Origin of the sequence: Longicatena caecimuris (genome assembly GCF_004341945.1) — a bacterium.
Lineage (GTDB): Bacteria > Bacillota_I > Bacilli_A > Erysipelotrichales > Erysipelotrichaceae > Longicatena > Longicatena caecimuris.
Genome location: NZ_SMBP01000003.1, coordinates 124,284 through 146,775 on the forward strand (window position 1 = coordinate 124,284; position 22,492 = coordinate 146,775).

At 37.8% G+C, this 22,492-nt stretch carries 21 protein-coding genes and 1 other annotated feature; of the genes, 18 read left to right on the forward strand and 3 right to left on the reverse strand.

Annotated elements, in window-relative coordinates:
* Window positions 1–67 precede the first annotated feature (67 nt).
* The 17 genes from EDD61_RS02975 (at window position 68) to EDD61_RS03055 (ending at window position 17,855) form a co-directional block, all read left to right on the forward strand.
* Window positions 68–754, forward strand: a complete 687-nt coding sequence (locus EDD61_RS02975; RefSeq protein WP_132223901.1) for a LysM peptidoglycan-binding domain-containing protein — start codon at window positions 68–70, stop codon at window positions 752–754.
* Window positions 755–1,088: 334 nt separating this feature from the next.
* Window positions 1,089–1,302, forward strand: a binding site (T-box leader).
* Window positions 1,303–1,335: 33 nt separating this feature from the next.
* The gene (locus EDD61_RS02980; protein WP_243642681.1) at window positions 1,336–1,902 is read left to right on the forward strand and encodes a GNAT family N-acetyltransferase; all 567 of its coding nucleotides are present in this window, start codon (window positions 1,336–1,338) and stop codon (window positions 1,900–1,902) included.
* Complete coding sequence (locus EDD61_RS02985; RefSeq protein WP_132223907.1) at window positions 1,886–4,510, forward strand: valine--tRNA ligase; 2,625 nt, start codon at window positions 1,886–1,888, stop codon at window positions 4,508–4,510. Before EDD61_RS02980 ends, EDD61_RS02985 begins: the two co-directional genes overlap by 17 nt.
* A 411-nt stretch (window positions 4,511–4,921) precedes the next feature.
* Window positions 4,922–5,350 (forward strand): chemotaxis protein CheW, encoded by a 429-nt coding sequence (locus tag EDD61_RS02990; RefSeq protein WP_020991177.1) that lies wholly within the window; start codon window positions 4,922–4,924, stop codon window positions 5,348–5,350.
* Window positions 5,347–7,689 (forward strand): putative bifunctional diguanylate cyclase/phosphodiesterase, encoded by a 2,343-nt coding sequence (locus EDD61_RS02995; RefSeq protein ID WP_132223909.1) that lies wholly within the window; start codon window positions 5,347–5,349, stop codon window positions 7,687–7,689. The genes EDD61_RS02990 and EDD61_RS02995 overlap by 4 nt, the downstream gene beginning before the upstream one ends.
* 1 nt (window position 7,690) lies before the next feature.
* Window positions 7,691–8,098 (forward strand): chemotaxis protein CheW, encoded by a 408-nt coding sequence (locus EDD61_RS03000; RefSeq protein WP_008688941.1) that lies wholly within the window; start codon window positions 7,691–7,693, stop codon window positions 8,096–8,098.
* Entirely contained in the window at window positions 8,079–8,879 is an 801-nt protein-coding gene (locus EDD61_RS03005; protein ID WP_008978974.1) for a CheR family methyltransferase, read from the forward strand. The genes EDD61_RS03000 and EDD61_RS03005 overlap by 20 nt, the downstream gene beginning before the upstream one ends.
* Window positions 8,880–8,908: 29 nt before the next feature.
* Entirely contained in the window at window positions 8,909–9,511 is a 603-nt protein-coding gene (locus EDD61_RS03010; protein WP_008688939.1) for a chemotaxis protein CheC, read from the forward strand.
* Complete coding sequence (locus EDD61_RS03015) at window positions 9,508–9,978, forward strand: chemotaxis protein CheD (RefSeq protein ID WP_008978976.1); 471 nt, start codon at window positions 9,508–9,510, stop codon at window positions 9,976–9,978. The genes EDD61_RS03010 and EDD61_RS03015 overlap by 4 nt, the downstream gene beginning before the upstream one ends.
* 11 nt (window positions 9,979–9,989) lie before the next feature.
* Window positions 9,990–11,669: a methyl-accepting chemotaxis protein gene (locus EDD61_RS03020; protein ID WP_132223912.1), complete on the forward strand. Its 1,680-nt coding sequence runs from the start codon at window positions 9,990–9,992 to the stop codon at window positions 11,667–11,669.
* 28 nt (window positions 11,670–11,697) lie between these two features.
* Window positions 11,698–12,075 carry a response regulator gene (locus EDD61_RS03025; protein ID WP_132223915.1) on the forward strand — a complete coding sequence of 126 codons (378 nt, stop codon included), beginning with the start codon at window positions 11,698–11,700 and terminating at the stop codon, window positions 12,073–12,075.
* Window positions 12,076–12,081: 6 nt separating this feature from the next.
* Complete coding sequence (locus EDD61_RS03030; protein ID WP_132223918.1) at window positions 12,082–12,699, forward strand: chemotaxis protein CheC; 618 nt, start codon at window positions 12,082–12,084, stop codon at window positions 12,697–12,699.
* Window positions 12,699–13,172, forward strand: a complete 474-nt coding sequence (locus EDD61_RS03035; protein WP_132223921.1) for a chemotaxis protein CheD — start codon at window positions 12,699–12,701, stop codon at window positions 13,170–13,172. The genes EDD61_RS03030 and EDD61_RS03035 overlap by 1 nt, the downstream gene beginning before the upstream one ends.
* A gap of 12 nt (window positions 13,173–13,184) precedes the next feature.
* Entirely contained in the window at window positions 13,185–14,120 is a 936-nt protein-coding gene (locus EDD61_RS03040; RefSeq protein ID WP_008688928.1) for a GGDEF domain-containing response regulator, read from the forward strand.
* Entirely contained in the window at window positions 14,117–16,117 is a 2,001-nt protein-coding gene (locus EDD61_RS03045; RefSeq protein WP_132223924.1) for a chemotaxis protein CheA, read from the forward strand. The genes EDD61_RS03040 and EDD61_RS03045 overlap by 4 nt, the downstream gene beginning before the upstream one ends.
* 1 nt (window position 16,118) lies before the next feature.
* Window positions 16,119–16,553, forward strand: coding sequence for a chemotaxis protein CheW (locus tag EDD61_RS03050; protein ID WP_008688925.1), 435 nt, complete (start codon window positions 16,119–16,121; stop codon window positions 16,551–16,553).
* 234 nt (window positions 16,554–16,787) lie between these two features.
* Window positions 16,788–17,855, forward strand: a complete 1,068-nt coding sequence (locus tag EDD61_RS03055; protein ID WP_008978981.1) for a branched-chain amino acid aminotransferase — start codon at window positions 16,788–16,790, stop codon at window positions 17,853–17,855.
* Between the two features lie 46 nt (window positions 17,856–17,901).
* Here EDD61_RS03055 and EDD61_RS03060 read toward each other — a convergent pair whose 3' ends face one another.
* The 3 genes from EDD61_RS03060 to EDD61_RS03070 all read right to left on the reverse strand — a co-directional run bounded on the left by EDD61_RS03060 (window position 17,902) and on the right by EDD61_RS03070 (window position 20,847).
* Entirely contained in the window at window positions 17,902–18,786 is an 885-nt protein-coding gene (locus EDD61_RS03060; protein WP_008688921.1) for a fructose bisphosphate aldolase, read from the reverse strand.
* A 128-nt stretch (window positions 18,787–18,914) separates the two neighbouring features.
* Window positions 18,915–20,036, reverse strand: a complete 1,122-nt coding sequence (locus tag EDD61_RS03065; RefSeq protein ID WP_132223927.1) for an FAD:protein FMN transferase — start codon at window positions 20,034–20,036, stop codon at window positions 18,915–18,917.
* Between the two features lie 517 nt (window positions 20,037–20,553).
* Entirely contained in the window at window positions 20,554–20,847 is a 294-nt protein-coding gene (locus EDD61_RS03070) for a hypothetical protein (protein WP_008688917.1), read from the reverse strand.
* Between the two features lie 345 nt (window positions 20,848–21,192).
* On the opposite strand from EDD61_RS03070, the gene EDD61_RS03075 reads away from it, so the two are divergent.
* The gene (locus tag EDD61_RS03075) at window positions 21,193–22,485 is read left to right on the forward strand and encodes an RnfABCDGE type electron transport complex subunit C (protein WP_132223930.1); all 1,293 of its coding nucleotides are present in this window, start codon (window positions 21,193–21,195) and stop codon (window positions 22,483–22,485) included.
* The last annotated feature ends 7 nt before the right edge of the window (window positions 22,486–22,492 follow it).

Consider the following 22,492-nt stretch of genomic DNA (forward strand, 5'->3'; position numbering starts at 1 on the left):
TGTTTTTATTTTCACATGGGCATATTTAGAGAAAAAGATGCATACATAGTGATAGGAGGATTTGACAATGAAAACAATGAAGATTGAAAAGCATCTGTTTTATGCAGATGAAATAAAGCGTTTGCATACACTGCAGGCAAAAGAACAGCTGCAATATGATCAAGATGAAGATGGTATTCGGGCAACCGGGCCGCTGCATATTCAAGGTAGTTATGAAACAATGGATGGCAATATAATACCTTTTGAAGAAGAATTGCAAATGGATGTATTAGCCCCTAGAGAAAAGTTGGGCACAATGCCTTTTGCTATGCAGGTGGAAGCATGCGAAGGGGAGATGGATGAAAATGGGATACTTGTAACAATACTCATGAACATTAGCGGCTTAAAAGAAGAAACAGAGAAACCACAGAAAAAAATTACACCACAGCCGGTAACGACAACACCAATTCCACAACGAGAACAAACACCAGTACCGGATACATCGAACAGCAATAAGCAAGATGAAGAAGAAGCACAAGAGATTATCACTACTCCAGAAAATGAACAACCGGAAACGGAAAAAACGACGGTTGATGAATTTGAAGATTTATTTGAGGATGCCGATACCACGTATACTTCTTATCGCATGATTGTCGCAAAACCCAATGATACGTATGCCAGTATTGCCAATCGTTATGAGGTGAAAGAAGCTGATTTACGTGCATGTAATCATAATAAAACGATTGAGGCCAAAACTTTAGTAATCTTACCATGATGATTCTATTTGGAATCATCTTTTTCCTTTTAAGGGGTGCTTGAACATGATACAAATTCGTCCTGTTTCTGACCTTGAAAATGAATTCCCAAAGATTGCAACCATTATCAACAAATATTTGGTATATCTTACAAGAATAGATATGGTGAATAGGCATATGAAGTCTGAAAGAATACGCAAGACTGACAGACAACATTGTGATGAAATCAGATGAGATTGAAATAATGATAGCAGTCGTACAAGAAGTGCGGTACTTGAAAAATAAATCCACAAGATTATCAGATTGATTATAAAAAAACGGTTGAAATGCAGAAAAGTTTTGTTTATAATAAGTGTACATACGCTGAAGAGAAGGAGTACATGTTATCGGAAATACAGAGAGCTTTTGGATGGTGTAAGAAAGCATGAGGATACATGGAAGGTAGTCTTGGAGTTGATATTCTGAAAAGTGCAGTAGGAATATTCGGGTTGGCACATCGTTATTCGTGCTGTAGAGGCATATAAAAGTATGCGAAGTAAGGTGGTACCACGTTCATCACGTCCTTATACAGGACGTTTTTTTTATGGAGGGAGATGAGCATATGCAATTGTCAATGCCAGAAAAAGAAACCTCTCGTCTGTATCTGCGTGGTATGGAGGAAGCGGATGCCTGTGATATTTATGACTATTATCGGCAGGCTTGCGTAACGCAATTTCTTACCTTTCCCCCACATCCTGATGTAGAACATACATTGCACATTCTTAAAGCGTTTTATTTGCCTTATGAACGCCGAGGAGAACCGCAAGCTTGGTGCGTGCTTGATAAACAAAGGGGAAAGGTCATCGGTCATGTGTGTTTCCATGCATTGGAGGATGATACGGCACAGCTTGCTTATGTCTTACATCCAGAGTATTGGGGTCATGGCTATATAAGGGAGGCTTTACTTCCATTGCTGGAAGTTGGCTTTACACAATTTGGCTTGCGACGCATAACCGCAATGGTGGCGTATGAAAATAAGCGAAGTGCCAAGGTTTTAGAAGCTTTAGGTTTTCGTCTAGAAGGAATATGTAAAGAAGCAACGAAGTTAAGTGATGGCATCTATCACGATATGATGCTATATGCAATATTGAAAAAAGAATGGAGGAAGCTATATGAACAAAACACTTGATGCGAAATATGATCATCACAAAGTTGAACAAGAACACTACAAGACATGGGTAGAACAAGGCTATTTTACAGCAGGAGATAAAACAAAAGATCCTTTCTGTATCGTGATCCCACCACCTAATGTAACTGGGAAGCTGCACTTAGGTCATGCCTGGGATACAACGCTGCAAGATATTGTTGCTCGTTATAAACGTTTGCAAGGCTATGATATGCTGTGGCTGCCGGGAATGGATCATGCCGGTATTGCGACACAAGCAAAAGTTGATGAACGATTAAAAGGGGAAGGAATTTCCCGTTATGATATCGGGCGTGAAAAATTTTTAGACAGAGCTTGGGAATGGAAAGAGGAATATGCTTCTACGATTCGTAAGCAATGGGCAAAGATGGGCTTGTCCTTAGATTATACAAGAGAGCGCTTTACGTTGGATGATGGGTTAAGTCATGCTGTTCGTAAAGTATTTGTGGATCTGTATAACGATGGTTTGATCTATCAGGGTGAGCGTATTATCAACTGGGATCCAGAAGCAATGACAGCTTTATCTAATATTGAAGTTATTCATAAAGAAATCGAAGGTGCCATGTATTATTTCAAATACAAGGTTGTTGAAACGGGAAAAGAATTAATCATTGCGACAACTCGTCCGGAAACGATGTTTGCCGATCAGGCTATCTTTGTTCATCCGGATGATGAGCGTTATAAAGACATCGTTGGGTTGCATGCCATCAACCCGGCAAATGGCGAAGCTTTGCCAATCATGGCGGATGATTATATTGATATGAGCTTTGGTACAGCAGTCATGAAATGTACGCCAGCGCATGATCCAAATGACTTTGCCTTGGCGAAAAAATACAATCTTTCTATGCCAATCTGTATGCATCCAAATGGAACGATGAATGATATGTGTGGTAAGTATGCAGGAATGGATCGCTTTGCTTGTCGGAAAGCATTAGTAGAAGATTTTGAAGCAGCCGGTGTCGTTGATCATATCGAAAAGCATATGCATCAAGTTGGACATTCAGAGCGTACCGGAGTAATCGTAGAACCATATTTATCAAAACAATGGTTTGTTAAGATGAAACCATTGGCGCAAGAAGTATTAAAAAATCAGGAAATAGCGGAACAGCGTATCAATTTCTATCCAAAACGTTTTGAAAAGACATTCCATCAATGGTTGGAAAATATTGAAGACTGGTGTATTTCTCGTCAGCTGTGGTGGGGACATCGCATTCCTGCCTGGTATCATAAAGAAACCAATGAAATTTATGTAGGCATGGAAGATCCGCAGGATCAGGAAAACTGGAAGCAGGATGAAGATGTATTGGATACTTGGTTCTCCAGTGCTTTATGGCCGTTCTCAACTTTAGGCTGGCCGGAAAATACGGATGATCTGGCACGATATTTCCCAAATGATCTGTTAGTAACCGGTTATGACATTATTTTCTTCTGGGTTGCCCGAATGGCTTTCCAGACGCGTTACTGCATGAAGAATCGTCCATTCAAGGATGTATTGATTCATGGACTTGTACGTGATCCACAAGGCAGAAAGATGAGCAAGTCGCTAGGTAATGGTATTGACCCAATGGATGTCATTGATCATTTCGGTGTTGATGCATTGCGTTTCTTCTTGACGACGAATTCTACTCCGGGGCAGGATCTGCGTTACTCTGATGAAAAAGTCGAAGCAAGCTGGAACTTTATCAATAAGATTTGGAATGCCAGTCGCTTTGCGCTGATGCAGTTGGGAGATGCGTTCCATTTGGAGGATATCGATGTAAGCAATGCGTCAATGATTGATAAATGGATTTTAAAACGCTTTAATGAAGTATTGGAAAATGTTACGGAAAACATGGAAAAATATGAGTTTGCGTTAGTGGGTAATGAATTGTACAATTTTGTATGGGATGATTTCTGTTCCTGGTATATTGAATTATCCAAAGCTGGTTTACAGAGTGCAGATGCAACGGTGGTAACAGCAGCACGTTCTACGCTGGTCATTGTTTTACGTGGTATCGTACGTATGTTACATCCATTCATGCCATTTGTAAGTGAAGAAATCTATTTAAGCCTGCCACATGAAAAAGCAAGCATCAATTTGGAATGCTGGCCAACTAAAGTGGATGTTACCATGAGTGAAGACGAAATGGTAGCGGTAAAACAGCTGCTGACGATGATTGAAGCAGTACGTGCTATTAAGGTAGATTACAATCTGAAACCAAGTATGGATATTGAAGTTATCATTAAGGATGAACACGATGTGCTCATGCCAAGTGATGCAAACAGAAATGCCATCTTACAGAAGATGTGTCATGCGACCTGGATAGACAATGCCAAAGATGAAGAAATGGCAGTTCGTCCAATCTTGCATGGTACCTTGAATGTACCTTTGGCAGCTATTATCAATGTAGAAGAAGAGATTGCTAAACTAAGCAAAGAAGTGAAACGTTTGCAAGGAGAAATCAAACGTGGAGAAGGTATGCTGAGCAATCCAAACTTTGTGAATAAAGCGCCTGAGGCCAAAGTGAATGCGGAAAAGGAAAAGTTAGAAGGCTATAAAGCACAGTATGCAATTGTTGAAAAACAATTAGAAGAAATGGAAAAAAGACGTTAATTATTTAAGTGATTTAAAAAGATTTTTAGAAATAGGATTACTTCTGAAAATCTTTTTTTTTGTATGGGTGACACAAGAGATTCATACTATGATTCATATTTAGTAAGGTTAGAAAGACGCTATTCAGAAAAGTTGGTATACCATATAATGAAATACTACACGAATAGATAAGAGAAAATTTTATTGAATTATAACCATTGTATTTCATAGGTAAACATAAGATTTTAAGGATGGCCAAAGCAAATAAGATGTTTTTTTATAAGATGTAGACGAAAATATAGATAAAAAGTTATATTTTACGAATGAAAATTGCGATAATTGATAATAAAATAAAAAAAGTGACATATTTGTGATAAAATAATATCATATAGAAACCTATGTTGTAGGTTATATAAGGGGTAAACAATCGTTATGAAAGAAAATACGGAAGTCTATGTACAGTTGTTCAGTCACACGTATACGTTTTTACTGCCTTTACACAGTCTAAACATGGCTGCAATTGAAAAAGACTTACAATTACGAAAGGATCATGATGGTAATTACTACTTACAGGATCAAATCATCCGTATGTATTCTTTTTCTGCGCTCTTACAAGAACCTGCAGAAGAAGAATTGATTTGTTGTGTTTTAAAACAGCATGATCAACAAATGGTGTTACGTGTTCATAACGTAGGAGATGTAATTACTCTGACATCACCAATTCATGCTTTGCCCAAATATGTAAGAACGAAGGAAAACAGCTTTCTTGGTGGTTGTGTTTGCTATGCCGAACATGAAGTCGGTTATGTTATAGATGTGGAAAAATTATTTCACGATGTACAAGAAAGTGTGAGCCTATGAAACATAGTGCAGAAAACAGCAAGATTGATGCATTGACAAGAACCCTTAATATTGTTGCTGTAAAAAAAGAAATTGCTAAATATGGGAAAGCAGATGCAATTCAGGATACACTGTTTCTATTACATCATCATTTTACGAAAATGGCGTTCACAAGAGTGAAGGAGGATCTTCGCCTGTGTGGTTTTTTGTTACATGCAGCGTTTCCCTATCCGACGTGTATCGCACGTGTGGGAAATGCGACCTTCTTTCTTTACCATCCAGGCTATCTTGATAAAGAACAGGTATTATCAAAATTGCAGTATTATGAGCATTTATTAAATAAGAATCAGATTTATAAAGATATGCAGGTAACTTGCGGAGTGTGTTATACAGACAGCAAAAGCTCCTTTGAAGAAATGTTGGAAAAGGCAGAAGGATCGATGCGGTATGCAAGGGCACACGATTTGCATCTGTATATTGGTGAAGTAAGTGAACGTTATGAAGATACAAAGCCATATCCTCATGAGATAACTCCTTTTAAAATATCGCAAAAGGATGTAGATGCTTTCTTTATTTTTCAGATGTTAGAAATATTATATCAAAATGATACCATGCAGAAAGGCATTGATCAGGTGATAGATCATATCTGTGCTTATTTTAAGGTACACCATGTATATATCATGACGCGAGATGATCGAAACCGTGAATTCCATATCTCACATGAACATATTTTAAAAAAGTCTTTAGTGATGAATGATAATTTAAAGAAAATGAGTTCATTTATCGGAGAACGATATCAAGAAGTCTTTGATGAAAATGGGATGATCGTATGTAATCGCATGGAAGAATTGAAACAATATGATGTTTTTATGGAAGAGCGCCAACGTTTACGTGGTGTCCATTCATTGATGCAACATATGCTGGTGGAGCATGGTGCTTATATCGGTTATTTGACTTTATTAGACTTAGAAAATGTGCGCATGTGGACATCTCAGCAAATGGCAACCTTTCATTATCTGTCACATATTCTATCTATGGCATTGCAGCAGGAACGACTAGAAAAAGAAAGTGAAGCCTTATCCCAATACGATCATTTGACGGATGCGTGGAAATTGGATCGCTTTAAACAGCAGGTAACTGAGGATCTTCAAGTATATGGGGAAGCAATGGCCTTGTTAACATTGGATATTAAGAACTTTAAAATGATTAATACCGATTATGGATATACATATGGCAATCGCATTCTTGTAGCGATGGCGCAGATTTTACGTCAGATCATGGAATCACATGAAAGCTTTGCACGTATGAATGCGGATATCTTTGTTGTTTTATTACATTATGAATCACAAGCTGAGCTACAACAGCGAATTGAGGATATTATCCGGCGCATGGAACGTATGGCGGATACACAAAATTTGGCTTTTCCGATTATTTGCATGATTGGCGTCTATATGATCAAGGAGAAAAACATGCCATTGCCAAGCATGATTGATCATGCGAACAGTGCACGAAAAAAAATAAAGATGTATCATAAGAGCAGTTATGCCTTCTTTGACGATGCAGACGAAGCAAGTCATCGCAAGGAACATCATTTCATTCAAGACATTATTGCGGCTTTTCACAACAATGAATTTATTGTGTATTATCAGCCAAAGGTGCACATTCCAACACGTCGCTGTTATGGCTTAGAGGCTTTGATACGCTGGAAACGCGGTAATGAAATTATTGGTCCAGATACATTCATATCGCTTTTTGAAAAACATGGGTATATTGACGAATTAGATATGTTTGTATTAAAACAGGCCTGCATGCAAATCAATACATGGATCGATGCAGGTATTGAGCCTTTGTCCATTGCCGTCAATATATCAGGGGTTCATTTGCGTGATCCTGATATCGTTAATAAAATTGTCAATGTTTGTCAATATTTTGATATTCCCCGTAACTTGATTGAATTAGAAATAACAGAAAGTGTCATGCTGGAGGATATCGATGATGTCATGAAAAAAGCCATTGCGTTAAAACAGGCAGGTTTTAAATTGTCTATGGATGATTTCGGTACCGGTTTTTCGTCTTTAAGCATTTTGAAAAAGCTGCCGGTGGATATCATTAAGCTAGATCGAGAGTTTTTCCAAAAGGTAATGGATCAGCGGGAAAAAATTATTATTTCCAATGTGATCCATATGGCCCAACAGTTAAATATCAATGTCATCAGCGAAGGCATTGAAACGATTGAACATATTCGCTTCTTACAAGAAATCGGTTGTGAGGAAGCACAAGGCTTTTATTTCTCAAAACCGTTACCAATGGAAGAATTGGATAACATTTTGTGGACACCGTTTGAAATGGAGGAGTTGTGATATGGGCACCTATTTACATTTTTCCTGTGCTTCTCATGAATATGCGATTTCTCAAGAATATGTGTATAAAATTGTTGCGTCAAATCATCAGACATTCCCCATACCGTTGGCCAAACGTTATAGTCAACAAATCTTATATGAAGATGGTGCCTGGTATGCACTTCTGGATATTGAAACATTATTTTTCCATACGGAAACAAAGGCAACATATTATATGATCATGAATAATTCTACGATTGCCCTGATGGTTGATACATTATTGGAACCAATGGAGCTAGCGGATACTTGTTGGCAGCCTTCAACAACACTGAAGGATACTTGGGCATATAAAAAGGAAAAAGAGATTTATTTGATTGAAGATATACTATTACAAAAGAGGATGAGTTGTTATGATTCAGATGACGGATAAAGAATTTGAAAATTTCTGCCGTGTAATGCAGGAGAACTATGGAATTGATCTTAAGAAGAAACGTGTATTAATAGAATATCGCATGATAGCAGAAGTAAAAAAGCGCGGTATGCATTCATTTCAAGAATTTTTAGATGCAATGGTCAAGGATAAAAGCAAAGAATTGCAATATACGATGATCAATCAGCTGACGACGAATTATACGTATTTCTGTCGGGAGATGGCGCATTATCACTATATTGAAACAGATGTTTTGCCCAATTTGGATAAAGATCTTAATGAGTTACGCATTTTAGTGGCGGGGTGTTCCAGTGGGCAAGAATGTTATACCTTATTGATGATGCTAGAAGAATATCGCTTGTTGCATGTATTGCCTTCAATTGCGATGGTTGGTTGTGATATTAACAATGCGGTATTACAAGAAGCAAGAAATGCTACTTACCCTATCAGGGCATTAAAAGAAATACCGGAAAGCTGGCAAAAACGTTATTTGCATATGGATGAAAACAATGAAAACTTCACGATATCGCCGAAATTGCAGGCGCAGGTGAGTTTTCAATTCCATAATGTCTTAGAACCTTTTCACACAGTGAAATATCAGATGATCATGTGTCGAAATGTCATGATTTATTTTGATGAGGCAGCTAGACGGCAGACAGTAAGAAATTTATGCAAGAATTTGGCAGTGCATGGATACCTTGTGTTAGGGCATGCGGAAGTTTTGATGGAGATACCTCAGGATATGGAATATTGTGGGCATTCCATTTATCGAAAAGTGTAAATACTTTGCATAAGAAAAGGGGTGAGAAAGTGGAAAACAACAGTTATCTTTTAGAAACTTTGAAAGAGTTTGGAAATATCAGCGGTGGTAATGCCGCAGCATCTCTTGCCTTGCTGATGGATACACAGGTATATTTATCAGTTAGCAAAGTGGATAAAATGACACAATTGGATTTAAAAACAAATGATCTAAGAGTGGAAGAACATATGATCAGTATTCTATTGCCATTTGACGGTGATATGGAAGGAATGTTGTTGTTTTTACTCAATCAGACCTTTGCCCAAACCTATTTAAAAAAGGTGATGCAACGGGATGTGTGTGCATATCAACTCCAAGAACAGGAATTAAAAATGTTAGAGGAAACAGCTAGCATTATGGCGAGTGCGTTTATGGAAGGAATTGCCTCGTATTTAAAATATGCTATCCGCATTCAGCAGCCAAGCATTACCATGGATATGAAGGGCTCCATCTTGAATGAAGTCTTAACAATGGCCGTACAGGATCAACATCAGGCGCTTCGCATTTCCCGAAGTTTCTGGGTGTCATCCTGTGAAACACCTAATGAGCTGATTTTTCTTGTTAAGGGAAACAGTGTTGATAAGCTATGCGCATCATTGGAGGTGAGTAGATGAAAGAAATCTTGGCAAAAGCCGGAGAAATCGTAGTTGGTGATCGTAATAGTATCATCACTGCTAAAGCACTTGGCTCTTCTTTAGGTATTTGCCTATATGATTCCTATGACCGTTGTGGCGGTTTTGTAGAATGTCTGTTACCTAAATGCACAAAGGATGAGCGTAGTTGTTATGTGGATGTCGGTATCCAGCAGCTATATGATCAAGTGACATCTATTTCTGAAAGTCACCAGCCTTTGATTGCGAAACTGATAGGGGGAGCAAGCTTGTTTCAGGGAAAGAATCAACAGCATGAAGATGATATCGGTCATCGAAACATCAAAATGGCCTATGATGTACTGATGCAGCTGCATATACCTGTTGTGGCTGCGGATGTCGGGGATACCTTTGGAAGAACATTGCACTTTCATTTAGATGATGGAAGTGTGTATATTGAGACAAAACGAGATTTTATATATCATATCTAGGAGGATGACAAATGCAAAAGTTAAGAAGTATGAAAATATCAAAACAACTGATTCTGACATTTGGTATCACTGTAATCATGTTTTTGAGTATTATTGTTACAGCTTTATATAGTGCGGCAACGATTTCCGATAATTATACAGATTTTTATGAAAAATCATTTGAAGTGGTAAAGGCAAGTATGTCTACCCGCATTAAGAATATGGAAATGGTGCTTGCCGTAACCAAATCTTTGACATATCACGACAAAGAAGAACAGGCCGCATTAAAGAAAGAAATTATGGAAAGTGTTGCGGTTGTTGAAGAAAATTTAGGGCAGATGGACATGATGGATGATGCCTTAGTTTCGGATGCAGAAGTCAGTAAGTTAACATCGGCATTAAATGAATTAAAAAATAATCGAGATAAGGTTTTAGATTTAATTGAACAGGAAAAATATGATGAAGCATCAAAGCTTTATCAGAATAAATATGAAGCTAGTTCCATAAAAATGCGAAATGAATTATCAAGTTTAGAGGCGAAAGTGAAAAAAGATGCTGCTCAAGCCTATAGTGATGGAAAATCAACCATTTCGAGAATGATGATCTTTATCGCTCTTACTTCAGTTATCATGGTGATCTTCCTTATTGCCATGTGGATTTGGGTATACCGTAATATCTCCCATCCAATCATTGAAATAAAGAAAGCAGCACGCGAATTATCAGAAGGCAATTTAAGAACAGAGATACAATATGAAAGTGGAAATGAACTTGGCGAATTGGCTGACAGCATGCGAGAAACAGTGAAAACTTTATCGTATTATAGTGATGAGATTGCCAAAAGTATGCGAATGCTGGGCAATGGCAAATTAAATTATCGCAGTAATGTTAAATTCAAAGGGAACTTTATTGAACTTGGTACGGCTTTGGATGAGATATCAGAGCTGTTAAGCAATGCCATTATGAAAATCAGCACCAGTGCTGAATTAGTATCTGGGGGTGCTCAGCAAGTATCGAATGGGGCACAAATTCTTTCTCAAGGAGCCAGTGATCAAGCAGGCTCTATTCAGGAATTGGCTGCCAATATCAATGAATTATCACAAAGTGTAAAAAGCAATGCTGATGATGCTATCGTTGTTAGTGAATATGCGAATAATTTGAAGAATCAGATCATGGAAAGTCATGAACAAATGGAAAATATGTTAAAGGCAAATCATGAAATTAATGAAAATTCCAGCAATATCACAATGATCGTAAAAGAAATTGAAGATATTGCATTCCAAACCAATTTATTAGCTTTAAATGCTGCGGTTGAGGCTGCCAGAGCAGGAGAAGCAGGGAAAGGTTTCTCAGTGGTTGCGGCAGAAATTCGTAATCTTTCAGCGAAAACAACAGAAGCTAGTAAGTTGACCAGTGAATTGATTCGTAAGACAAGTCTATCGATCGAAAGCGGTAGTAAAATGATGGATAAAACATCTATAACATTACAAAATGTCGTAGAAAATGCACAACAAGTAACGGCTAATGTCGAGCGTATCAGTGATGTCAGCGTGCAACAATCAAAGGCGATTAGCCAAGTACGTCAAAGTATTGAACAAATATCTGAAATCGTTCAAGGCAATTCAGCTACATCAGAAGAAAGTGCAGCAGCCAGTGAAGAATTGGCAGCGCAGGCACAGGTGCTTCGTGAATTAGTTAATGATTTTGAAATATAAGAATATGGATAAGGAAGGTAGAAAATTTATGACAAAAAGAATACTTATTGTAGATGATGCTATATTTATGCGAACCATGTTGAAAAACATCCTTACGAAGGATACGGCTTATACCTATGATATCGTAGAAGCCAAAGATGGTGTAGAGGCAATAACTTTTATTGATGAACAGGAGTTTGATTTGGTATTAATGGATATTACGATGCCCAATATGGGAGGTATCGAAGCATTAAAAATAATAAAAGAAAAAAAGGCGAAATTACCGGTTGTCATGTGTTCGGCTATGGCTCAGGAAGCTATGGTAGTGGAAGCTATCCGTATTGGCGCTATCAGCTTTATCGTTAAGCCTTTTAATGCAAATGATGTTATTGAAGTTGTGCATAAGATCGTGCAGGAAGCTGTGTGATGATGTATGCTGAAAAATTATTCAGATCTTAATGCCCCGGCACGCGATGCCTTGCAAGAAATTGGTAATATCGGAACAGGAAACGCATTAACCGCGTTATCGTCTATGATTCATCAGACAATTCATTTACAAACACCTGCTGTACGTATTGTTCCTTATCAGGATGCTCAGGAATTATTAGGTGGCGCACAGACGGTAAAGGTAGGCATTTTAATTGAAACAAGTGGCGATATGAATGGAATCTTTATGTTTTTGTTAAATGAGACATTCACCCGTCAATTATTAGAAGGTGTATTAGGTAAAAGTACGATTGATCTTCGTGAACCTGATGAAATGTCACAAAGTGCTATTTGTGAAATTGGTAATATCATGTGCTGTTCTTATATAAATGCCATTGCTTCTATGACAGGCATGCAGATACATGTATCGGTTCCATCCTCATGCACAGACATGGCAGGCTCCTTGCTAAGTGTACCAATGATACATTTTGCACAAATGGGCGATGAGCTATTGTTTATTGAAAATTGTTTCCGTATTAATGCATGTGATTTTGTCAGTCATGTATTATTTCTACCAGAGCTTTCCTCTATTGAACACTTGTTGGAAAGATTGGGAGTTTCCTAATGCAAAAGAAGGTCATAGGAATTGGCGCTGCAGCAATAGGCAAAGAAGATGATGTTTTAATTTCCTATGCACTTGGTTCCTGTGTGGGTATTTGCTTATATGATCCTGTCGCCAAAATCGGTGGTATGGTTCATATCTTGTTGCCGGATAGCAAGTTAATACCTGATAAGCCAGATGTTTATCGTTATGCGGATACAGGGATTACAGCTTTATGTACAAAGATGCAGATAAAAGGGGCAGTGCGATCACGCATGTATGCGAAAGTTGCAGGAGGAGCATGTATGTTCGCCAGTGAAATCAGTACGAATATTGGCAAACGCAATGTGAATGCGGTTCGCCAGATCTTACAAAAATTAGCAATCCCTATCAAAGGGGAAGATGTCGAAAAAAACTATGGTCGCTCTATCTGGTTTTATTGTAGTGATGGCCTTGTCAAAGTGAAGTCCGCAAGAAATATCAATATAGAAATATAAGGAGAAACGCGTATGGAAAAGAATGGGAAGATTCTGGTAGTTGATGACAGTATCATGATCACCAGTCAGGTGGAACGGATTTTAAAATCGGAAACAATGGAATTAAAAATTGCCCATGATGGGAAACAGGCGATGCAAACAGTCATGGATTTTCAACCCGATCTCATTTTACTGGATGTAGAATTACCGGATACAAATGGCTTCACGCTATATGAAGAGATTCAAAAAAGAGCACCTCAAAATACCAAAATTATCTTCTTAACATCCCGTGATGATCATGATGCGGTATTGACAGGTATGACCCTTGGGGCAAGCGATTATATCAAAAAACCATTTGATGCCGACGAGCTACTGATTCGCATTATGTCGCAGTTGCGTACGAAACATAAAGAAGATGAGTTACAGAAAATGGAAGAGAAGGCGAGTGTATTGCATAATTTGGCATTTCGCGATGCATTAACCGGATTATTAAATCGCAATTATGTCGATCAAAAATTAAAGAATACATTGGATATCAATATACCGATGATGTTAATCATTGCCGATATTGATGATTTTAAATATGTAAATGATTATTTCGGTCATGAAATCGGCGATATGGTTTTAATTGGTATTGCCAGTACGCTTGCTGCAACAGCTGCGAAATGGGAAGTGATACGCTGGGGCGGTGAAGAATTCCTCATCGTGTTTAAAGGTGTAACGCAACAAGACTGTACAGAGGTGGCGGAACAGATCCGTTATGCTGTAGAACATCTTCCTTTTCATAGTAATGGAGAAGATTTTCACTGTACGCTCACACAAGGCATCACCTGTTATGATCATGCATTGACCTTCTCAGAAAACGTTGAGATGGCAGATAAAGCTTTATATTATGGAAAACGTCATGGAAAAAATTGTTTTATCTGTTATGAGCATATGAAAGATCTGAAGGCAGGCGAAGTATTATGAGTTTTTTCGATGACAGTCTGTTAGATATGCTGGATGTATATATATATGAATCCAATGATCTTTTTGAACAACTGGATCGTATCCTATTGACACATCAACAAGATCACGCATTAACGAAAGAGGACATACATGCCATTTTTCGTGTCATGCATACGACGAAAAGCTCATCTGCGATGATGAATTTGACTGAGATTGCCAATTGTATGCATCGTTTAGAAGATGTGTTTGGCATTTTACGTGATGATCCACAACGCCTACAGTCTCATGAAGATACATTATTCACCCTTTTGTATGATGTATCTGATTTTATGCATCAGCAATTGGATATCATGAAGCAGGAATCTTATCAGCCAGCGGATCCATCTTTTTTTATCAAGCGTATTGAAGAGCTGATGAATGCACTGCAACATAAAGAAGATGCAGAGACTAGTAAGATACCTAAACAAATACAAAAGCCAATCCCTGAACCTGAAAAAGCGGTCGGTGCGAATACGTTTTATTTACATCTTTTATACGAAGAAGGTTGTATGATGGAAAATGTAAGAGCCTATATGATGGTCTTACAATTAAAACCACTATGTCAACAATTGCAAACATATCCTGAAGAATTAGAAAACAATAAGGATGCGGCATCTTATATCCAACAACATGGATTTTATCTGGCAATTACAAGCGACCATCCTGAACAGGCGATGAAGGTGGCACAGAATGCTTTATTTGTTCAAAGTTGTAAGCAGAAAGCATTAAAAGACACCCCATTTGCCCATGATGAGAAAAAGATGAATAAAAAAGTTGGTACATTAAAAGAACAGAAAGAAACATTTTTATCTGTAAAAACCGATAAATTAGACGAATTACAAAATCTGATTGGTGAAATGATGATTGCCAGAGAAACTTTAAAAGTGTATATGCAGACAACTGGTAATGATGCTATGGTAGATTTTTATAAACAAACCTTTGATAAGTTATATGATCATTTAGAAGAGGTCGTTATGTCTATACGGCTTGTCCCAATGGCCATTTTAGTACCTAAATTATCACGTGTGGTACACGATGTGGCAGTGAAAGAGGGAAAAGATGTGGTATTTAAGGTTGAGGGAGAAGATACGGAATTTGATAAAGAAATTGTTGATCGTCTTTTTGAACCGTTGATGCATTTATTACGCAATGCGGTTGACCATGGTCTGGAAAGTAAAGAAGAGCGTTTACGCAATAAGAAATCGTCGCAGTGCGAAATTATCTTGAACGTTGAGCAAAGCAATGGTGAAGTAAAAATTCAGGTAAAAGATGATGGGCGAGGATTAAATGCTCAAAGGATACGCGAAAAAGCGATAGCAAAGGGATTATTAGCAAAAGATGCACAAATAAGTGATCAGGAATTATATCAGTTTCTATTGATGCCAGGCTTTTCAACAAAAGAAGAAATCAGTGAAATCAGTGGCCGCGGTGTAGGTTTGGATGTGGTGAAACAGATGATTAATTCCAGTAACGGTCGATTAGCAATACAAAGTGAAGCAGGGAAAGGAACATCTTTTATCCTTTATCTGCCTTTGACACTTTCCATCATACCGGCACTGATCATTCGCTGTCATACGATTGTTTATGCAATTCCTATTCATGCAATTGAACATTTCTGTCCTTGGGATACTAATGTTTTTAGCGTACAAGGCCAACATGTGTATTATCGTTATAAGGAGATGAGTCTGCCTGTATTATTTCTTGATGAACTTTATCAACAAGTGGGGGATAAAACCATGCAAGAGCGTAAGAATAAGACCCTTATCATCTTAAATAGTCAAGGGATGAAGGCGGTATTGGCCGTTGATGAAGTCATCGAAACGCGAAATATCGTCGATAAGCCACTTCCAGGCGTATTACAAGATACGTATCAGCAGCATACAGGTATCAGTGGCTATAGTTTGTTAGGAGATGGACATATTTGTTATGATCTTCGTGCGGAAACTTTATTAAAAAATGCTTGGAAAGGCAGGGAATAATATGCAATATATCGGTTTTGATATTCAAGAGACACATTATGGCATAGCCTCAGACAATATTATTGAAATATTACAAGATGGTGTGATTACACCATTGCCTTGTGCACCACAAGGAGTTTGTGGCATGACCCATTATCAGGGAAGAAGTTATCCAGTTCTTGATTTATATGATATATTGGAAGTACCGGTTGATACATCGCTTAGCTGTATGATCATGGTAGAAACAAAACAGCATTATTATTTTGTGAATGTGCATACCATACCCTATTTGTTTGAAGATGGTGAAGCTATGGAGGTTCCTAAGGCTTTAGCAGACAGTGATATAGCAATCAAGCAGATTTTTAAGTGGCATGATCGCATGCAATTGATTATTTCGACAGAAAAATTATTTGCTTTTTTATTAGAACGTTTTCGCCATACGGCTTATCCATGGTGATAGTCATGCAGACATCCATATGAAGATGTCTGTTTTTTTGAATGGATGGTAGTCATATGTAGGAAGAAGGCAGAACATAAAAAGTTTCTAATACGTATCAGGAACAATAATATGATGATAAATGAAAAAGATATGTAAAAAATGATTATATTTTATGAAAACGATGAAAAGGTGGTTGACGGATTCCCAAAATAGGTGTAACCTAAACATAATCATATAAGGGAGGCAGTCATTATGGAAATTGAATACGTACAGGCAAAAACATTAAAGGAAAAACCCGCTTGGGATCAAAACCTTGGCTTTGGTAAATACTTTACGGATTATATGTTCACAATGGATTGGACAGTAAATAAAGGTTGGCACAATGCTAAAATTGAACCCTATGCGCCTATTTGTTTGGATCCGGCAACTCTGGTTTTACATTATGCACAGGAAACTTTTGAAGGTTTGAAAGCTTATAAAAGTAAGGATGGAAACGTACTTTTATTTCGCCCGGAAATGAATGCACGACGTTTTGCGAACTCAAATCGTCGTTTATGTATGGAAATTCTACCGGAAGAAATGTTTGTCGAGGCGATTGAAAAATTAGTAGCTCATGAAGCAGATTGGATTCCTACTGCAGAGGGAACCTCATTATATATCCGTCCATTCATGTTTGCTACAGAAGCAGCTGTTGGTGTGCATCCAAGCAGTGCCTATAAGTTTGTGATTATTTTATCACCAGTAGGTGCTTATTATCCGGAAGGTGTAAATCCGGTAAAAATCTATGTAGAAGATGAATATGTGCGAGCAACTAAGGGAGGCACAGGCTTTACAAAATGTGGAGGTAATTATGCCGCTAGTATTGCAGCACAGGTAAAAGCAGAAAAATTAGGCTATACACAGGTATTGTGGCTAGATGGTGTAGAACGTAAATATGTGGAAGAAGTTGGAACCATGAATGTCATGTTCAAAATTGATAATAAGATCATTACCGCACCATGTGATGGAACAGTATTGCCGGGAGTTACACGTGATTCTATTTTACATATCTTAAAAGATTGGGGATATGAAGTAGAAGAGCGTCACTTATCTATTGATGAGTTAATGGAAGCGGGAAGAAAGGGTAAGCTAGAGGAAGCGTTTGGTACAGGAACGGCTGCTGTTATTTCACCAGTAGGAGAACTTTATTATAAGGGTGAGACCGTAACAATCAATGATTTTAAAACGGGGGAACTGACTCAGAAATTATACGATACCTTGACAGGTATTCAATGGGGAAATGTAAAAGATACGTATGGTTGGACACGTATTGTTAAATAAACATTAAGCGAATAAAAAAAACGGTTTTGACCGTTTTTTTTTAAATCTAAGTTATACTTGCCTCATAAATGGAAACAATGGAAGCTTTTAATAAAGCGTCAAACGCTTCTTGGGTTTGGGTAATCTGCAGACCTTGTGTTAAGGCTCTGGAAAAGCTTGCTATGATACCATGATTTTTTGCCAATAATGCATTCGCTTGTTCACGGCTGTAACCACCGGATAAGGCCACAATTCGCACAATATGCGTATCCGTTAATAAATCTTTATAGAAATCATCTTGACTTGGCAATGTTAATTTAAACATGATTTGTTCATTATCCAAAGTTAACAATTGCTTTTTAATCTCTTCTTTTAAACGTTTTTCACAAGCTGCCTTATCTTCGCTATAAATATCAACTTCCGGTTCTAAAATAGGGATAAAACCATGTGCGGCAATTTGTTTGCCTAAGGCGAATTGCTGTTCAACGATTCTTTGAATACCATCTGCATTCGCGTGATGGATGACACTTCGCATCTTAGTGCCGAAGATATGACGTTGTTTTGCCCGTTGCAGTAATTCTTCTAAATTAGGAATTGGCTTCATTAGTTGAACGCCATCACTTTCTGTTTGCAATCCTTTATCAACCTTAAGGATTGGCAAGATATGCTTTTCTTCCCATAAATAATCTGCCGTATACTTCCCTTCAATTTGACGATCCATCGTATTTTCAAAAAGGATGGCAGCTAAGATATGAGCATTCGTAAAAGCTGGAGAAGTCATGATACGTGTACGCATAGCGTGAATACAATTAAACATTTCTTCATCACTGTGGTATTGTGATGCATCGACGCCATATAAACGAAGGGCTTTTGGTGTACTTCCGCCGCTTTGATCAAGTGCAGCGATAAACCCTTTGTGTGAATGCATTTGAATGACTCTTTCATCTTTCATCATTCACACCTCCTTCAAACGTTTTTTTAAACGTTTTCTTTATACTATTATTGTACCACGTTTTCCGCAAATAAAAAGGAATGTATCAAATAGTCACTATTCCATTTGTGTGATAAATTGAACGCATGCTATTTTTTCAACATCTTTTCAGCACCTTCACTCATTACTAGCTGATATCCATGAGAAGATATGGTTGCTGTATCATCTTCAGGGGCAATGGTATCATCATAAACCCAAATGGCTTCAACAGAAATGCCTTTTTCTTTACGAATCTTTGCCAAAATTTTTTCGCCTTCTGCATGAGATACCGTATATAGGGTCGTCGATAACATGTCGGCAATACCACCATCCTTGGTGATAACAGTTACACTGCGGCAATGTTTTGCAGGCATAAGCGTACTAGGGTCAATAATATGATGCATGATTTGTCCTTTGTATGTATAATAGCGTTGATAATCACCGCTAGTCACAAAAGATGAAGATTCATTAATGGAAATAGATGCTAAAGAAGCGCTCGATAAAGTATCATAATTGGGGATTTGCAGGCCAACATTCCAGGCACTTCCATCTGGTTTTGCGCCAATTAAGCGAACATTGCCACCGCCATTGATGATGGCATGCTTTAAACCGGCTTTTTCTAGCTTTTGTGCTACTTTTTCAACAGCATATCCTTTGGCAATTGCGCCAACATCAAGCTGTGTATGTGAATTGTTAATATAGACTGTGCTTGCTTTTTCATCCAGTTCAACATGTTCCCATCCCGTATAGGTGTTTGCCTGTTGCAAGGCTTTCTTAGAAGGGATGGTTGCTTTCTTTGGATTTTTTTCAGCGGCTTCGCGCGCATCGTGCCATAAATCTAAGACAGCTCCCATCGTAACGGAAAACTGATGATTGCTAAGGGCATCGTATTTTTTTGATTGTTTTAACAGCTCCATAATAGGGGCGTCCACTTTAATTGGCTTGTCACCGGCATGATCATTGATTGTCTTAATATTGTTAATGCCATCATAATTATGATATTTATCAAATAGCTTATCGTAGCGTTTGAATTCATCTTGAAGAATCTGCTCATATTGTTTATACGTATGTTCATCTTTTGCATAGGCTGTAAACATGACTACCGTATCAAAGCCTAAGCTTGTAGAAGTCATGGAATATTTTTCTAGTGTTACAGTATCTTTTTTACTGCTGCATCCATTACTGATCAGGATTGTTAACAGGCAGCATAAGCATAATTGGATTTTTCTCATTCTTATCACCGAGAGTTATTATACCATTATCATTTGGTATTATCCACTAAAAGCAAGCTTCCTTTGTTAGCATCCTTAAAATAAGCCATTAGGGATAAAAATGTGTATAATATCGCTTCATTTCAAAACAGAAGATGGACTCATTGCAAATGAGGAAATGCGTATGCCGCGATGACGTCAGAAGATGCGGGGATTAGCTAATTATAAGAGATGTTTTGATTATTTGAGGAATCATTTGATGAAAGGAAATGTTTTATGAAATGAACATGTGTACCAAGGCCCAAGATATTGGATTTTTAAGATAAGATGAAGGAATTTAAGAAAAGAATAACGTATGCAAAGGACAGGAAAAGCGTTTCTTTTGTTATGACAGTAGGTGTTGTGTAAAAATCATAAAAACGAAATTCTAAGATAACTGCGAAATGAATAAATAATAAAAAAAGTATGAAAATCATCCGAAATTGTATAGATGATTTTCATACTCTCTGTTATTTAATGATGCTTTGCTTTTTTGGCGTTATGCGAATTCAATGACGGTAGAAGCGTCGAGCATTTTTATTTTCTCCATCATCTGTTGTCGCTTTTCTTCAAAATGTTCTTTTTGATTTGCATAACAAGATGCATGCTGTTGGAAGAGCTCTAACAATTGAGCGGCTGTGATCGTTTTATTGACACAATTGCTGTTTTTCCAATTGATGGTGATATTCCACACACCATGATCATTCAAGTAAATCAAGCCTAAGGGGGTAATTGCCAAAGGTACAACAAAGCCTAATACGATCGTATCTTGAAATACGTTTTGCAGTTTCATAAACGTCATCCTCTTTCATAATATAAGATAATTGTAAAACGAAATAAACAAACAGGCAATACTTTTATAGGAGATAAAAAGAACGAAATGAGAAGAAGCGTTTTCTAAGATTGCTTTTAATTAATACATGGGTGGTGATCTTATAAATGAACTGCCATAACCAGAGGAAGGAATTCACACTATATTCCATCAGCTGGAAACATCAGGAATCCGATGAAAAAAACGAAAAATTTCTTTATGTACCTATTTGAAAATGTTATAATAATCTCGGTATGTGATTTAGATGAATTATCTGAATTTACATAGAAAATTAGGAAAGGCTTAAAGAAAGGTTAGGTGACGATGATGTCATTGTTTAAAGGTCCAATGCGTCAGCACATACAGGGTCACAAAGAGTTGACAGAGCATGTTGACATTCTGGAAATTAAGGCTGGAAATTGTGTATACATTCCCATGCTGTCCGGTGCCAGCACCAATCTGGAAATGCTTGTACAGGAAGGCGATAAAGTCTTAGTAGGTACAAAGCTTGCTGTATGCAATGAACGTAATGTTGTTCCTATTTATTCAAGTGTTTCCGGTACTGTGAAGGGTATTGAGAAACGTATGCATTCTTCATTAAAACCGGTGAATCATCTGGTGATTGAAAATGATGGAGAGTACAAAAAAGAACAGTCCTTTGAACCGTTGGATTATGAAACAGCGGATCGTACAGCTTTAATCGATTTCATGATGAATGCTGGTATTATTGGACTTGGTGGGGCAGGATTCCCTGCTTACATCAAATACAAATTTGCGAAGGATGTTGAAAAACTGATCATTAATGCTGTGGAATGTGAGCCATTCATTACAGCAGATTATAAGATGATACAGGCGCACAAAGAAGAACTGGTGACAGGAATTCTGGCAATGAAGAAAATGGCGATGGCAAAGGAAGCCGTAATTGCCATTAAGAAAACACATCCGGATTTGATTTCTTTTTGTGAGGAAGCTGTAAAAGGTTTGGACGGTGTGAGTGTTGTTGCTGTTCCAGATGTATATCCTATGGGCTGGGAACGCGTGTTAGTGCGTGAAATTATGCATAAGGAATATGAAAAATTGCCTGGTGAAGTTGGCGCTATCGTCAACAATGCCACAACCGCAATTGCTTTCGGTAATGCCTTGTTGCATGGGGAAGCCATTATCACAAAGACATTGACAGTGTCTGGTAATGCTATCAAACATCCACAGAATGTAACCGTACCGGTTGGTGTTCCAGTGAATGAAATTGTTGAAGCTTGCGGTGGTTATACATGTGATGATGTGAAACTGATTGCTGGTGGTCCAATGATGGGAAAAACGATCGTTAATGATAAGTTTGTGATCGATCGCAATATGAACGCTATTACGATTTTGGCAAATAAACCATATGACAGTGTGGCATGTTTGCGTTGTGGAAAGTGTAGTGATCATTGCCCGGCAGGTTTACAGCCAGTGCGTATTGCCCAAGCGGTTAAGACAAAGGATAAAAATGCCATGGAAAAACTATGTGCGATGGATTGTATCGAATGCGGTTTATGTACCTTCATCTGTCCATCTCGCTTGGATGTAACAGAAAACGTACGGAAAGCAAAACGCCAGCTTATGATGGCGAAGAAGTAAGGAGGGT